This window comes from Streptomyces lydicus, from assembly GCF_004125265.1.
GTDB lineage: Bacteria > Actinomycetota > Actinomycetes > Streptomycetales > Streptomycetaceae > Streptomyces > Streptomyces lydicus_C.
In genome coordinates this window covers 2,975,209-2,990,340 of record NZ_RDTE01000003.1, presented here as the reverse complement: position 1 = coordinate 2,990,340, position 15,132 = coordinate 2,975,209, and the positions used below count along the sequence as shown (strand labels likewise).

At 73.5% G+C, this 15,132-nt stretch carries 10 protein-coding genes; 9 read left to right on the top strand and 1 reads right to left on the bottom strand.

Annotated elements, in window-relative coordinates; all coding sequences use genetic code 11:
* The first annotated feature begins 19 nt into the window (after positions 1–19).
* The 4 genes from D9V36_RS15515 (at position 20) to nudC (ending at position 10,455) form a co-directional block, all read left to right on the top strand.
* Positions 20–3,757 (top strand): ATP-dependent DNA helicase, encoded by a 3,738-nt coding sequence (locus D9V36_RS15515; RefSeq protein WP_129298433.1) that lies wholly within the window; start codon positions 20–22, stop codon positions 3,755–3,757.
* 487 nt (positions 3,758–4,244) lie between these two features.
* Entirely contained in the window at positions 4,245–8,036 is a 3,792-nt protein-coding gene (locus tag D9V36_RS15510; RefSeq protein ID WP_129294290.1) for an ATP-dependent DNA helicase, read from the top strand.
* A gap of 10 nt (positions 8,037–8,046) precedes the next feature.
* Positions 8,047–9,447, top strand: a complete 1,401-nt coding sequence (locus D9V36_RS15505) for a dipeptidase (protein ID WP_129294289.1) — start codon at positions 8,047–8,049, stop codon at positions 9,445–9,447.
* Between the two features lie 72 nt (positions 9,448–9,519).
* Positions 9,520–10,455 carry an NAD(+) diphosphatase gene (gene nudC / locus D9V36_RS15500; RefSeq protein ID WP_164992953.1) on the top strand — a complete coding sequence of 312 codons (936 nt, stop codon included), beginning with the start codon at positions 9,520–9,522 and terminating at the stop codon, positions 10,453–10,455.
* Between the two features lie 220 nt (positions 10,456–10,675).
* Here nudC and D9V36_RS15495 read toward each other — a convergent pair whose 3' ends face one another.
* Positions 10,676–10,918, bottom strand: a complete 243-nt coding sequence (locus D9V36_RS15495) for a mycoredoxin (protein WP_088799819.1) — start codon at positions 10,916–10,918, stop codon at positions 10,676–10,678.
* 398 nt (positions 10,919–11,316) lie between these two features.
* On the opposite strand from D9V36_RS15495, the gene D9V36_RS15490 reads away from it, so the two are divergent.
* The 5 genes from D9V36_RS15490 (at position 11,317) to D9V36_RS15470 (ending at position 15,125) form a co-directional block, all read left to right on the top strand.
* The gene (locus tag D9V36_RS15490) at positions 11,317–13,545 is read left to right on the top strand and encodes an ATP-dependent DNA helicase UvrD2 (RefSeq protein WP_129294288.1); all 2,229 of its coding nucleotides are present in this window, start codon (positions 11,317–11,319) and stop codon (positions 13,543–13,545) included.
* Positions 13,546–13,690: 145 nt separating this feature from the next.
* Positions 13,691–14,014, top strand: coding sequence for a hypothetical protein (locus tag D9V36_RS15485; RefSeq protein WP_129294287.1), 324 nt, complete (start codon positions 13,691–13,693; stop codon positions 14,012–14,014).
* Between the two features lie 148 nt (positions 14,015–14,162).
* Positions 14,163–14,516: a WhiB family transcriptional regulator gene (locus D9V36_RS15480; RefSeq protein WP_129294286.1), complete on the top strand. Its 354-nt coding sequence runs from the start codon at positions 14,163–14,165 to the stop codon at positions 14,514–14,516.
* A complete protein-coding gene (locus tag D9V36_RS15475) occupies positions 14,513–14,830 on the top strand; it encodes a hypothetical protein (RefSeq protein ID WP_129294285.1) in 318 nt (105 codons plus the stop codon). The genes D9V36_RS15480 and D9V36_RS15475 overlap by 4 nt, the downstream gene beginning before the upstream one ends.
* A gap of 97 nt (positions 14,831–14,927) precedes the next feature.
* The gene (locus D9V36_RS15470; RefSeq protein ID WP_129294284.1) at positions 14,928–15,125 is read left to right on the top strand and encodes a hypothetical protein; all 198 of its coding nucleotides are present in this window, start codon (positions 14,928–14,930) and stop codon (positions 15,123–15,125) included.
* The last annotated feature ends 7 nt before the right edge of the window (positions 15,126–15,132 follow it).

Here is a 15,132-nt window from a genome sequence, read left to right as displayed (position 1 = left end):
GCCGGCGCAGCCCCACCGGGTGGCGCCGCGGGGGGCCGCAGGCACGTACCGGCTGGTGCGCACCCCGCCGGGGCGGGTGACTCCTCCTGCGTTGGACGCAGCCCAGCGCGCCGTGGTTGACCACCGGCACGGGCCGCTGCTGGTACTGGCCGGACCGGGCACCGGCAAGACCACGACCCTGGTGGAGTCGGTGGCCCGCCGGGTGCGGGCCGGCGGCGACCCCGAGCGGATCCTCGTGCTGACCTTCAGCCGCAAGGCCGCCGTCGAACTCCGCGACCGGCTCGCGGCCCGCCTGGCCGACCTGGAGGGACAGTCCGAAGGGCCGCGCGGCCCGGCGGGCGGCGGACCACGGGCGGGCATCCCGCAGGCGACGACCTTCCACTCCTTCTGCTACGCCCTGGTCCGCGCCCACCAGGACGCCGACCTCTTCGCCGACCCGGTGCGGCTGCTGTCCGGACCCGAGCAGGATCTCGTCGTCCGCGAGCTCCTGGCCGGGCAGGCGGAACTGGCCGGCGCCGGCCGTGCGGCGGTGCGCTGGCCGGACGAGCTGCGGGCCTGCCTGACCACCCGCGGCTTCGCCGACGAGGTCCGTGCGGTGCTCGCCCGCAGCCGCGAACTGGGCCTGGGCCCGGATGCCCTGGGCGCCTTCGCCCGGCGCACCGGCCGCCCCGACTGGAGCGCCGCAGCCGGCTTCCTCGCCGAATACCTCGACGTGCTGGACGCCCAGGGCGTACTGGACTACGCCGAGCTGGTGCACCGCGCGGTGCTGCTCGCCGAACGCACCGATGTCGCGGCGCACCTGGCCGCCTCCTATGATGCGGTCTACGTCGACGAGTACCAGGACACCGACGTCGCCCAGGTACGGCTGCTGCGCGCGCTCGCCGGCAACCACGGAGCGACGGGGGCGCCGGGCTCCCCGGGGCGCACGCTCGTCGCCTTCGGCGACCCCGACCAGTCGATCTACGCCTTCCGGGGCGCCGACGTGGGCGGCATCCTCGAATTCCCCGAGACCTTCCGCCGCGGGGACGGCACCCCCGCCCCGGTGGCCGTGCTCGGCACCTCCCGTCGCTCCGGCGCCACCCTGCTCGCGGCCACCCGGCTGCTGACCCGCCGGATGCCGCTCACCCGCCTGCCGGCCCGGACGGTACGCGCCCACCGAGAACCGGTGCCCGTACGGGACGGCGGCCGCGTCGAGGTGTACACGTACCCGACACCCGGCGGCGAACTCGACAACATCGCCGACATCCTTCGCCGCGCCCACCTGGAAGACGGCGTGCCCTGGCGCGAGATGGCCGTCCTGGTACGCGCCGGGGGGCGCTCGCTCCCGGCGGTACGCCGTGCGCTCACCTCGGCCGGGGTACCCCTGGACATCGACGGCGACGATCTGCCGCTGCGCCACGAACCCGCGGTCGCTCCTCTGCTGACGGCGCTACGGGCGGCGGCGCGGGCTGCGCTGGGGCAGGGTCCGGCGTGGGCCGGGTCGGGCGGGGACGGGGCGCAGGGGGCGGGTTCGGGCGAGGCCGGGATGGACGGGGCAGGTCCGGGCGGTCGTGGCGATCCCGGCGGTCCCGGCGATCCCGGCGATCCCGGCGATCCTGGTGGTCCTGGCGGTCCCGGCGGTCCCGGCGGTCCTGGTGGTCCTGGTGGTCCCGGCGGTCCTGGTGGTCCTGGTGGTCCCGGCGGTCCCGGCGAAACGGGATCCGTCGCGGGCGCCGTCGGTGAGGCCGTCCCCGGAGACATCCCCTCCGGTACGGCCGCCCCCGGAGACGCCCCGTCCGTCGAGGCCGCTCCCGACGCTCCCGACGACACCGCCCGCCCCGCCCTCGATGCCGAAACCGCCCTCGACCTGCTGACCTCCCCTCTGGGCGGCATGGACTCCGCCGACCTCCGACGGCTGGGCCGCGCCCTGCGCGAGGAGGAACGGGCCGCCGGGCAGGCCCTGCCGCGGCCCTCCGACGAGCTGATCGCCCGGGCGCTCGCCGAACCGCAGCGCCTGGTGGCACACGACCCCGCCTACGCCCGCGGCGCCCAGCGGCTCGGGCTGCTGCTGCGCAAGGCCCGCGAACTGCTGGCCGGCGGCGGCACCGCCGAACAGGCACTGTGGGAGCTGTGGAACGGCACCCCCTGGCCGCAGCGCCTGGAGCGGGCCGCCCACCGCGGCGCCGCCGCCGGGCGCAACGCCGACCGGGACCTGGACGCCGTCGTCGCCCTCTTCGAGACCGCCGCCCGCGCCGAGGAGCGCACCGGCGGCCGCGGTGCACTCAACTTCCTGGAAGAACTCGACGCCCAGGACATCGCCGCCGACACCCTCACCCGGCGAGCGGTGCGCCCCGACGCCGTACGCCTGATGACCGCGCACCGCGCCAAGGGCCTGGAATGGCGGCTCGTCGTCGTCGCCGGAGTGCAGGAAGGCCTCTGGCCCGACCTGCGCCGCCGCGGTTCGCTCCTGGAAGCCGACCGGATCGGCCGCGACGGCCTGGCCGAACCGCTCACCCCGGGCGCGCTGCTCGCCGAGGAACGCCGGCTGTTCTACGTCGCCGCCACCCGCGCCCGCGAACGCCTGGTCGTCACCGCGGTGAAGGCCGCAGCCGACGACGGTGACCAGCCCTCCCGTTTCCTGACCGAACTGGGCGTCACCCCCCAGGACGTCACCGGCCGCCCCCGGCGCCCCCTTTCGGTGGCCGCGCTCGTCGCCGAACTGCGCGCCACCACCGTCGACCCGGACGCCACCCCCGCGCTGCGCGAGGCCGCCGCCCAGCGCCTCGCGAAACTCGCCGCCCTGCACGACGACGATCAGCACCCCCTGGTACCGGCCGCGCACCCCGACAACTGGTGGGGCCTGTACGAACCCACCCACAGCACGGTCCCACTCCGCGACCGGGACCGTCCCGTCGTCCTCTCCGGCAGCGCTCTCGACCAGCTCGCCAACACCTGCTCCCTCCAGTGGTTCCTGGGCCGCGAGGTCAAGGCGGACACCCCCGCCACCGCCGCCCAGGGCTTCGGCAACGTGGTGCACGTACTCGCCGACGAGGTCGCCTCCGGCCGTACCCCCGCCGACCTGTCCGTGCTGATGGAGCGCCTGGACTCCGTATGGGACTCCCTCGCCTTCGACGCCCCCTGGAAGTCACGCCAGGAGAAGGAGTCCGCCCGCGCCGCCCTGGAGCGCTTCCTGCGCTGGCACGTCATGGAACGCGAGACCCATGGCCGGGAGACTGCCGCCACCGAGCACGGCTTCGACCTCACCCTGCGGGCCGGCGCCTACGAGGTCCGCATCCGCGGCAGCATGGACCACGTCTCCCGGGACGCGCAGGGCCGCGCGTACGTCGTCGACTTCAAGACCGGCAAACAGAAACCGACCGGCCCCGAGGTCGCCCGCCACCCCCAGCTCGCCGTCTACCAGCTCGCGGTGCGCGAGGGCGCCGTCGACGACGCCTTCGACGGCCGCACACCGCGGCTGGGCGGCGCGGAACTGGTGCACCTGCGGCTGGGCGCGGCCCAGAAGGAAGGCGGCGACGCGCTGCCCGCCGTCCAGGCACAGCAGCCGCTGGAGGGGGGAGGCTCCCCGGAGGCCGGTCCGGAGGCCGGTGCGGCGGGCAGCGCGGAGGCCGGCGGGGAGTGGATCGGCGAACTGCTCGCCACCGCGGCGGGCCGCGTACTGGAGGAGCGGTTCACACCGACCACCGGCACGCACTGCACCCACTGCACGTTCCGCGCGTCGTGCAGCGCGCAGCCGGAGGGGCGGCATGTCGTGGAGTGAGGGGTCCGCTGCGCTTGCCTTGTTTCCCACGTTGTCGGCCGTCCCGCCGTGGGGCTTCTCGCCGTTCCGCCTGCGGCGGGCGTGGGTTGTCGGGTGCGGTGCCGCTCCTCCGGACTTCGTCCTGCGGCGCGGCCCCTCCCGTGAGCGGGTGGAAGAACGTGGGTGGGGGTGCGCGTGATCATTTACGTGCACCCCCACTGTCCTTCACCTCTCCCCCCACGGGAGGGGACGGGCCGGAGGGGCCTGGTGTGTGGGCTTTGCTTCCGAAGGCTCCGAGAAAGAGCAAAGGCGGAGCGCAGCGGAGCGTAAAGCGAAGCAGTCCAGACACCCTGCCCCGGAGGTCCGTCACCGCACCCACAGCCCCGCGCAGCGGACCCGGCCCGCCGCCAGGCGCCACGGCGGCAAACCCCCACGGCGGGACAGCCGGCAACGTGGGAAGCAAGCCCACCGCAGGGGATTGTCAGTGGTGCCCGTTACGGTTTTCGTTGTGTCAGCTCGCCTCACCGACCCCGAGCAGCTCAAGGAGCTTCTCGGCATCCCGTTCACGCCGGAGCAGACGGAGTGCATCACCGCCCCGCCCGCCCCGCAGGTCATCGTGGCCGGAGCCGGTTCCGGCAAGACCACGGTGATGGCCGCGCGCGTGGTGTGGCTGGTCGGCACCGGCCAGGTCGCCCCCGACCAGGTCCTCGGGCTGACGTTCACGAACAAGGCCGCCGGCGAGCTCGCCGAACGCGTCAGGGCCGCGCTCCTCGCCGCCGGTGTCACCGACCCCGACGCGCCCCCGCCCGATGCCGGCGCCGCCACCGGCCGGCCCGACGGGCAGCTGGCCGATCAGCCCACCGGAGAGCCGCGGATCTCCACCTATCACGCGTTCGCCGGCCAGCTCCTCAAGGACCACGGCCTGCGCATCGGCCTGGAGCCCAGCGCCCGGCTCCTCGCCGACGCCACCCGCTTCCAGCTCGCCGCCCGTACGCTCCGTGCCGCCCCCGGCCCCTACCCCGCGCTCACCACCTCCCTGCCCTCCCTCGTGGAGGACCTGCTCGCCCTGGACGCCGAGCTCGCCGAACACCTCGTGGACCCCGCCGCGCTCCGCACCTACGACACCGAGCTCCTGGCCGCCCTCGACGACGTGAAACTCACCAACGCCGACCTGCGCAAAGCCCCCGAAACCGCCCGCGGCCGCCTGGAACTGCTCGACCTCGTGACCGCCTACCGGGCCGAGAAGCGCCGCCGCGACCTCCTCGACTTCGGCGACCAGATCGCCCACTGCGCCACCCTCGCCACCACCCGCCCCGAAGTCGGCCGGATCCTGCGCGACGAATTCCGCGTCGTCCTGCTCGACGAGTACCAGGACACCTCCGTCGCCCAACGGCTGCTGCTGTCCGGCCTCTTCGGTGCCGGCAGCGACACCGTCACCGGGCATGCCGTCACCGCCGTCGGCGACCCCTGCCAGGCCATCTACGGCTGGCGCGGTGCCTCCGTGGCCAACCTCGACGACTTCCCCGTCCACTTCCCCTTCCAGGACGGCACCCCCGCCCGCCGCTACGCCCTCAGCGAGAACCGCCGCAGCGGCGGCCGCCTCCTCGACCTCGCCAACGGCCTCGCCGCACCACTGCGCCGGATGCACGAAGGCGTCGAAGCGCTGCGCCCCGCCCCCGGCGCCGAGCGCGACGGCACCGTCCGCTGCGCCCTGCTGCCGACCCACGCCGAAGAGCTCGGCTGGCTCGCCGACTCCCTCGCCCACCTCGTCCGCACCGGCACCCCGCCCGGCGAGATCGCCGTGCTGTGCCGCACCGCCGGGGATTTCGCCCGCATCCAGGGCGAACTGGTCGCCCGGGACCTCCCCGTGGAGGTCGTCGGCCTCTCCGGGCTGCTGCACCTGCCCGAGATCGCCGACCTCGTCGCCGTCTGCGAAGTGCTCCAGGACCCCACGGCCAACGCCGCCCTGGTCCGCCTGCTCATCGGCCCGCGCTGGCGGATCGGCCCCCGCGACCTGGCGCTCCTGGGCCGCCGCGCCCGCACCCTCGTCCACCACACCGCCCCCTCCGACGACCCCGGACAGCGCCTCGCCGAGGCCGTCGAAGGCGTCGACCCGGCCGAGACCATCTCGCTCGCCGACGCCCTCGACACCTTCCTGGAGGCCGAAGGGCCCGACGACGGACTCCCGTTCTCCCCCGAGGCCCGGGTGCGCTTCGCCTACCTGGCCACCGAACTGCGCGACCTGCGCCGCTCCCTCGGCGACCCCCTCATGGACGTGCTCCACCGGGTGCTCGCCGCCACCGGCCTGGAAGTCGAGCTCTCCGCGTCACCGCACGCCCTCGCCGCGCGCCGCCGCGAAACACTCGGCACCTTCCTCGACATCGCGGCCGGATTCGCGGCCAAACAAGGCGGCGAATCCCTCGACGGTGACGCCACCCTGCTCGCCTTCCTGGGCTTCCTGCGCACCGCCGTCCAGCACGAAAAGGGCCTGGACAGCTCCCTTCCCGGCGGCGACAACACCATCAAGGTCCTGACCGCCCACAAGTCCAAGGGCCTGGAATGGGATGTGGTCGCCGTCCCCGGCCTGGTCGCCAAGCAGTTCCCCAGCGAACAGGCCCGCGAGTCCTGGACCAGCCGGTCCAAGGTCCTCCCGCACGCCCTGCGCGGCGACGCCGCCACCCTCCCCGACGTCGGGGAATGGACCGCCCGCGGCCTGAAATCCTTCAAGGAGGCGATGAAGCAGCACCAGGAGACCGAAGAACTCCGCCTCGGCTACGTCACCTTCACCCGCCCCCGCTCGCTGCTGCTCGGCTCCGGTCACTGGTGGGGCCCCCAGCAGAAGCGGCCGCGCGGCCCCTCCGCCTTCCTGGAGGCGCTGCGCGAGCACTGCGAGGCGGGACACGGCGAGATCGAGCACTGGGCCGATGCCCCCGAGGACGGCGAGGAGAACCCCGCCCTCTCCGAGGCCGCCATGGAACAGGCCTGGCCACTGCCCCTCGACCCCACCGCCACGGCCCGCCGCCGCGCCGCCGCGGCCACGGTCCGCGCCCATCTGGAGCGCCGTACGGGGGAGGAGACCGCCGCCTTCGCCGCGGCCCCGCCGTCCCTGTCCGCCCACGACCCCGACTGGCCGCCGCCACCGGCCGATGATCCCTGGGACGCCGATCCGTTCGAGGCGCCCGAAGCCGGGCCGTACGACAACGACATGCCGGACGCCGACCCGTTCGCCGGGTCGGAGGTCGACCCCTTCGCCGGGCCCGAGTCCGAGCGGTACGACATGCCGGACGACCCGTTCGACGAGGCCGACCCGTTCGACGAAGCCGGCCCCGGTCCGCTCGACGACGCCCCGCCGTACGACGTGCCCCGCCAGCACCCGTCCGACGACGACGCCCCGCCCTCCGTCCACCCGGCCGCCGGCCCCGTCGACAACACCCCGCCGCAGGACACCCCCGAGGCCGGCCCGGCGGCCCCGCTCCATGCCCGCATCGGCGCCCAGCGCTCCACCGAGCCCGACCTCACGGCACCCACCGGCCCCGGCACCCCCCACCCCGGCGACGCCGCGCCGCACACCCTCCTCCCCGAGGAGCGGCGCACCGTCGGCTCCTGGGACCGCGATCTGGACGCCCTCGCCGCCGAACTGCGCCGCTCCCGCGCCACCGTCCGCGACGTCCCCCTGCCCTCCGCACTCAGCGCCACCCAGCTGCTCCGCCTCGCCGCCGACCCCGACGGCTTCGCCCGCGAACTGGCCCGCCCCATGCCGCGCCCGCCGCAGCCCGGCACCCGCCGGGGCACCCGCTTCCACGCCTGGGTCGAGTCCCGCTTCGAAGAGCTGACACTGCCCCTGCTCGGCCCCGACGAGCTGCCCGGCGCCGAAGCGGGCGAGGAAGCCGCAATCGTCGACGAACACGACCTCGAAGCCCTCAAGGAAGCCTTCGCCCGCACTCCCTACGCCCACCGCACCCCCTTCCGCGTCGAAGCCCCCTTCCAGCTCACCCTCGCGGGGCGGGTCATCCGAGGCCGGATCGACGCCGTCTACAAAGAGCCCGGCCCCGACGGCGACCGCTTCGAGATCGTCGACTGGAAGACCGGCCGCGCCCACAGCGCCGACCCGCTCCAGCTGGCCGTCTACCGCCTCGCCTGGGCCGAGCGGTACGGCCTGGAGCCGTCCGCCGTCGGCGCCGCCTTCCTCTACGTCCGCAGCGGCGAGGTGGTCCGCCCCGCCCGGCTGCCCGGCCGCGCCGGACTCGAACGCATCCTGCTCGGCGAGACCGCCGACCGGCCTCCCCCACAAGGCCGATAGGCTCGGGCGTATGAGCACAACCCCGGACAGCGCCGTCCGCGCGTACATCACCCTGCACCGCGAAGCGTTCCTCGCGGACCTCGCCGACTGGCTGCGCATCCCCTCCGTGTCCGCCGACCCCGAGCGCGCCGGCGAGGTACGCCGCAGCGCCGAGTGGCTCGCCGCGAAGCTCTCCGACACCGGCTTTCCCACCACCGAGATCTGGGAGACCGACGGCCTGCCCGCGGTCTTCGCCGAGTGGCCCTCGGGGGACCCGTCCGCGCCGACCGTGCTCGTCTACGGCCACCACGACGTACAGCCCGCCGCCCGCGAGGACGGCTGGCACACCGACCCCTTCGCACCCCAGACCATCGACGGCAAGCTCTACGCCCGCGGCGCCGCCGACGACAAGGGCCAGGTGTTCTTCCACACCCTGGGCGTACGCGCGCACCTCGCCGCCACCGGCCGCACCGCCCCCGCCGTCAACCTCAAGCTGCTCATCGAGGGCGAGGAGGAGTCCGGCTCACCGAACTTCCCGGCCCTGATCGAGAAGCACGCCGACCGCCTCGCCTGCGACACGGTGATCGTCTCCGACACCGGCATGTGGTCCAGGGACACCCCCACGGTGTGCACCGGCATGCGCGGCCTGACGGACTGCCAGATCGACCTCTACGGCCCCGACCAGGACCTCCACTCCGGCTCGTTCGGCGGCGCCGTCCCCAACCCCGCCACCGAGGCCGCCCGGCTGGCCGCCGCGCTGCACGACGCCGACCGCCGGGTCGCCGTCCCCGGCTTCTACGACGGCGTGATCGAGCTCACCGACCGCGAGCGGGAACTCTTCGCCGAGCTGCCCTTCGACGAGGAGGAGTGGCTGCGCACCGCGCACTCCCACGCCCCCCTCGGCGAGGCCGGCAGCACCACCCTGGAACGCATCTGGGCCCGCCCCACCGCCGAGGTCAACGGCATCGGCGGCGGCTACCAGGGCCCCGGCGGCAAGACCATCGTGCCGTCCACCGCACAGCTCAAGCTGTCCTTCCGGCTGGTCGCGGGCCAGAGCGCGGACGCCGTGCAGCAGTCCGTACGCGACTGGGTCGCCGCCCGGCTCCCGGCCGGCATCCGCCACGAGATCACCTTCTGGGGCGCCACCCGCCCCTGCCTCACCCCGCTCGACCACCCCGCGCTCCAGTCCCTCGTCCGCGCCATGGGCCGGGCCTTCGAGGACAAGATCCTCTTCACCCGTGAGGGCGGCTCCGGACCGGCGGCCGACCTCCAGGACGTCCTCGGCGTCCCGGTCCTCTTCCTCGGCATCTCCGTGCCGTCCGACGGCTGGCACGCACCGAACGAAAAGGTCGAGCTCGACCTGCTGATGAAGGGCGTCGAGACCGCCGCCCTTCTGTGGGGCGACCTCGCGGAGACCTGGCGCCCGGCCTGACCGCGCACCCCCGGACCGCTCCGCGCCCGTACGCAGCAATCACCCACGCCACAGGGGGAGTTGGAAACAGCAGTGACCACCTGGACCGACCACACCGCCGGCCGGCCGCTCACATTTGGCGCGCCGAGCGGAATTGACCGCTCCGCCCATCACCGGCTCGACGAGGCATGGCTGGCGGCGGCCTGGAGCCACCCGACGACGCGCGTCTTCGTGGTGTCCGGCGGACAGGCGCTGATCGACGACACCCCTGACGGCCGCACCGAGCTGATCATGACGCCGTCCTTCGAGGCGCCCCTGACCGAGGCCCACCGCTACTACCTCGGCACCGACGACGAGGGCGTCAGCTACTTCGCCCTCCAGAAGGACTCGCTGCCCGGCCGCATGGACCAGTCCGCGCGCCCGGCGGGCCTGCGCGAGGCCGGTCTGCTGCTGTCGCCCCGCGACGCGGGCCTCCTGGTGCACGCCGTCGCCCTCGAGAACTGGCAGCGCCTGCACCGCTTCTGCTCACGCTGCGGCGAGCGCACCGTCATCGCCGCGGCGGGCCACATCCGCCGCTGCCCGGCCTGCGGCGCCGAGCACTACCCGCGCACCGACCCGGCAGTGATCATGCTCGTCACCGACGAGGAGGACCGCGCCCTCCTGGGCCGGCAGGTCCACTGGCCCGAGGGCCGCTTCTCCACGCTCGCCGGCTTCGTCGAGCCGGGTGAGTCCATCGAGCAGTCGGTGGCGCGCGAGGTCTTCGAGGAGGCGGGCGTCGTCGTCGGCGATGTCGAGTACATCGCCAGCCAGCCCTGGCCCTTCCCCTCCAGCCTGATGCTGGGCTTCATGGCGCGCGCCACGTCCTCGGAGATCCAGGTCGACGGCGAGGAGATCGAAGAGGCCCGCTGGTTCTCCCGCGAGGACCTGCGCGCCGCCTTCGACTCCGGCGAGGTCCTCCCGCCCTACGGCATCTCCATCGCCGCCCGCCTCATCGAGCTCTGGTACGGCAAGCCGCTGCCCAAGCCGTGAACGCCGGACGGTGAGCGGGGGAGCGGCCGCACGGCGGCCGCACTCCTGACGCCGTCGGGCGGCAGGCAGCAGGCAGACGGTACGCAGCAGTCGGCAGGCCGTCGTCCGCATCCCCTGTGAGGGACCGGACGACGGCCTGCCGCGTGCACACGGAGCGCAGCCATCAGGCCATCCGGCCGTCAAGCGATCCGGCCGTCAGCCATCCGGTCATCAGGCTGTGTCAGGCCCCGACCTTCTCCTTGACCTGCGCCAGGGACGGGTTGGTCAGCGTCGAGCCATCGGGGAACCGCACGGTCGGCACCGTCTGGTTGCCGCCGTTCGCCTTCTCGACGAACGCCGCGGACTCCGGGTCGTGCTCGATGTTGATCTCGGTGTACGCGATGCCCTCGCGGTCCATCTGCCCCTTCAGCCGACGGCAGTAGCCGCACCAGGTCGTGCTGTACATCGTCACAGTGCCCGCCATGCGTCCTGCGCTCCTTCGTTACGTCTTGATCCGAAACCGCCCGACACCGTACTCGGCACTCGGCGCGGCCAAGCACCACAACGTACGACGTGCCCGGGGCATTCCCCACCCCCACCCCCACCCCCACCCCTCCCCACTTCCCCGCGAGACCGCCCCCACCGGCCCCGCCTCAGCCCCACCGCCCCTCCGCGCTACCGTCCACCCGCTGCTCTCCGTTCGCCCCGCTCACCGCTCACCGCTCACCGCTCACCGCTCACCGCTCGCCGCTGAGAAAAGCAAAGCACCCTCCGCGGCCGCGTGCCGGCCGTTGTCCACAGGGGCCGTGATGCGTACGACCGGGGTGCGGTGGCTGTGGACGGGCTTTCCGGGCGGCCGCGCGGACCTGGCAGCATGGCGGGGTGACAGCAGCAACGGACTCCTCTCTCTTCCCGCAGGTGCCTGACTCGGCCGACGGGGTGCTCGACGGGCTCGACCCCGAGCAGCGCGAGGTCGCCACGGCTCTGCACGGTCCCGTCTGCGTGCTGGCCGGTGCCGGCACGGGCAAGACCCGCGCGATCACCCACCGGATCGCCTACGGGGTGCGGGCCGGGATCCTGCAGCCCGCGAGTGTGCTCGCGGTCACGTTCACGGCCCGCGCGGCCGGCGAGATGCGCGGCCGGCTGCGGCAGCTCGGCGCGGGCGGGGTCCAGGCCAGGACGTTCCACTCCGCCGCCCTAAGGCAGCTCCAGTTCTTCTGGCCCAAGGCCGTCGGCGGTGAGGTCCCGCGGCTGCTGGAGCGCAAGATCCAGCTCGTCGCCGAGGCCGCCGCCCGCTGCGGCATCCGGCTGGACCGCAATGAGCTGCGCGATGTCACGGCCGAGATCGAATGGTCCAAGGTCACTCAGACCGTGCCGGCCGACTACCCCGCCGCCGTCGCCAAGGCCGGCCGCGAGGCCCCTCGGGACCCGGCCGAGGTCGGGCAGATCTACCGCACCTACGAACAGCTCAAGCGCGACCGCGGCAGCATCGACTTCGAGGATGTGCTGCTGCTCACGGTCGGTGTGCTGCAGGACCGGCACGACATCGCCGAGCAGGTCCGGGCCCAGTACCAGCACTTCGTCGTCGACGAGTACCAGGACGTCAGCCCGCTCCAGCAGCGGCTGCTGGAGCTGTGGCTGGGGGACCGCGACACCCTCTGCGTGGTCGGCGACGCCGGCCAGACGATCTACAGCTTCACCGGCGCCACCCCGGACCACCTCCTCAACTTCCGCACCCGCCATCCGAACGCGACGGTCGTCAGGCTCGTCCGCGACTACCGCTCCAGCCCCCAGGTCGTGCACCTCGCCAACGGTCTGCTCTCCCAGGCCAGGGGGCGCGCCGCCGAGCAGCGACTGGAGCTGGTCTCGCAGCGCGAGGCCGGCCCCGAGCCCGGGTACACGGAGTACGCCGACGAGCCCGCCGAGGCCGAGGGCACCGCCCGCCGGATCCGTGACCTGATCGCCTCCGGTGTGCCTGCCGGGGAGATCGCCGTGCTCTTCCGTATCAACGCCCAGTCCGAGGTCTACGAGCAGGCGCTGGCCGACGCGGGGGTGCCGTATCAGCTGCGGGGCGCCGAGCGGTTCTTCGAGCGGCCCGAGGTGCGTGAGGCCGGCGTCAAGCTGCGCGGCGCCGCCCGCTTCGGTGCCAACGACGCGCTGCTCGATGACGCCCTGGACCTGCCGTCCGAGGTGCGGGCGGTGCTCAGCGACATGGGCTGGACGAGCAGGCCGCCGGCCGGCTCCGGGGCGGTGCGGGACCGCTGGGAGTCCCTGGCGGCCCTGGTCCGGCTGGCCGAGGACTTCGCCAGGGCCCGGCCCGCGGCCACCCTCGCGGACCTCGTCGCCGAGCTGGACGAGCGGGCCAACGTCCAGCACGCCCCGACGGTCGAAGGGGTGACCCTGGCGTCCCTGCACGCCGCCAAGGGCCTGGAGTGGGACGCCGTCTTCCTGGTCGGCCTCACCGAGGGCATGCTGCCGATCACCTACGCCAAGACCGACGAGCAGATCGAGGAGGAGCGCCGCCTGCTCTATGTCGGCGTCACCCGCGCCCGGCTGCATCTGGGCCTGTCCTGGTCGCTGGCGCGCTCTCCCGGCGGGCGGGCCTCCCGCCGCGCCAGCCGCTTCCTCAGCGGCCTGCGACCCGGGTCCGGGGCGGCGGCCGGACGCCGGACACCGGGCGCGGTCTCCGGGGGCGTCGAGCGCGGTGACGGGGCGGCGGCGGTGGCGCGGCGCCCCCGGCACCGCAGCCCGGCCCGCTGCCGGGTCTGCAACAAAACCCTCACCGATGCGGGCGAGATGAAGCTGATGCGGTGTGAGGACTGCCCCTCGGAGCTCGACGAGGCGCTGTACGAGCGGCTGTGCGCGTGGCGGGCCGAGCAGGCGGCGCGTTCCCGGCAGCCCGCCTACTGCGTCTTCACCGACAAGACCCTGATGGCGATCGCGGAGGCCGTGCCGGGAACCGAAGCGGAGCTTGCGGTCATCTCGGGAGTGGGGCGGCGGAAGTTCGACCGCTACGGCAGCGACGTGCTGGCTATCTGTGCCGGCGAGGAGCTCGTGGGGGGCTCGGGGGACGGACCCCGGGACGCCGCGGAAAACTCGTCGGAAAAATAGTTTGCGCGCGCGGAGCGCATCCCCATAGCCTTCACAAGCAACGGAGACAACGGTTTCTTTCCGAGATCCGATGGATCCGTGCTGTACTTGAACACCCTGGAACGGGATTCCCGGTCCACCGAGACGCCGAGAGGAGGCGAGCCCAGTGATCAGCATCATCGAGACCAACAAAATGACCGATCTCTCGGTCATCGCCACCTGCCCGCTCGGCTCCTCGCTCCTTGGTACCGGTATGTCCGGCTTCGGCCGCCTGTCCGGTATCGGGGTCGCGCGCCCCGAGTCGCTCGCCGTGCTGACGCGCAGCGAGCGTGGCGAGCGACCGACCGAGGCATCTGCGGTAGCAGCGGCGGCATCGGCGAATGCCTTTGTCTTCGCGGCGGCCAATGGTGCCGGATCCCGGAAGCAGTACCAGACGCAGCATGAAACGTGGGCCTACCGCGGCCACGAACCCTGGAGAGATCCAGCCTGATCGGCACGATCAGGTCGGCACCTTCCAGGGCCGCGGAACCCACACCGGGATCCGCGGCCCTTTTGTTTTCCCCAAGCCTCCGGCTAGGGGGGACCGCCACAAGCGCGCCCGCCACCAGCCGGGCCGAACAGACGAGGAACACACCACCGTGCAACTGCAGGCGCACACCCCGTCCGTAGCCACCGACCTGATCCCTCCGCCCGACCCTCAGGAGAACTCCTTGCTTCCGCTCACCGAGCTCGACGACGAGATCGACCGCCTCGGCGCCGCCGTTCCGTGCCGCACCTACGACCCCGAGGTCTTCTTCGCCGAGTCCCCGGCCGACGTCGAGTACGCCAAGACGCTGTGTCAGACCTGTCCGGTCCGTGAGGCCTGCCTCGCCGGGGCCAAGGACCGCCGCGAGCCGTGGGGCGTCTGGGGCGGCGAGCTCTTCGTCCAGGGCGTCGTCGTGCCGCGGAAGCGTCCGCGTGGCCGTCCGCGCAAGAACCCGGTCACGGCATGAACACCATCGGCACAGGAACGATCGACCGTCCCCTCACCCGGGACCCCCAGAAGCAGGACCTCACGATGAATCCCTCCCTCACCGACACCCCCGTCCTTGTGAACACCGACGCGACCGAGTCGCGTCCGAACAGGAACCTCGCGATGCAACTCATCCCAGAAGCCCTGGCGCGTGCGCATATGCACCAACGCCTCCAGGAGGCCGAATCGGAACGCAGGGCGCATCGGCTCGCGGCCGCGCGGCGTATGCAGCGGCGCGCCGAGCGCGCGTCGCTCCGTGCCCGCCGGGCGCTGGCCATGGCCGTGATGCAGTAAGGCGCTGATGCCGCCACCGATGGGGTCCGCCCGACAGGGCGGGCCCCGCGGTGCGTTGTATCCCGTTTCGCGGGTCCGGCGGGGATATCGTCGGCTGGTGGACCAGAAGACGCATGAACGCGCGGAGTTGGCCGACGGGAACACGGTGTGCGCCGGCTGTGGCGCGGTCGCCGAGGGCGCCGGGCCGAACTGGACCTGCTCCGTCGAGAACGGCGAGCGCCGCTACTTCTGCGACACCTGTGCGCGGGAGAACATCCGGGCCATCGAAGGGCGCCTGGATTCCAGCTGGTGGTGAGGCCGGC

What these genes read in the sequence shown, in the direction of transcription:
- D9V36_RS15495 (WP_088799819.1), bottom strand. Translation starts at nt 10,918, where the DNA reads ATGGCGGGCACTGTGACGATGTACAGCACGACCTGGTGCGGCTACTGC.
- D9V36_RS15475 (WP_129294285.1), top strand. Translation starts at nt 14,513, where the DNA reads ATGAACACCATCGGCACAGGAACGATCGACCGTCCCCTCACCCGGGAC.
- D9V36_RS15505 (WP_129294289.1), top strand. Translation starts at nt 8,047, where the DNA reads ATGAGCACAACCCCGGACAGCGCCGTCCGCGCGTACATCACCCTGCAC.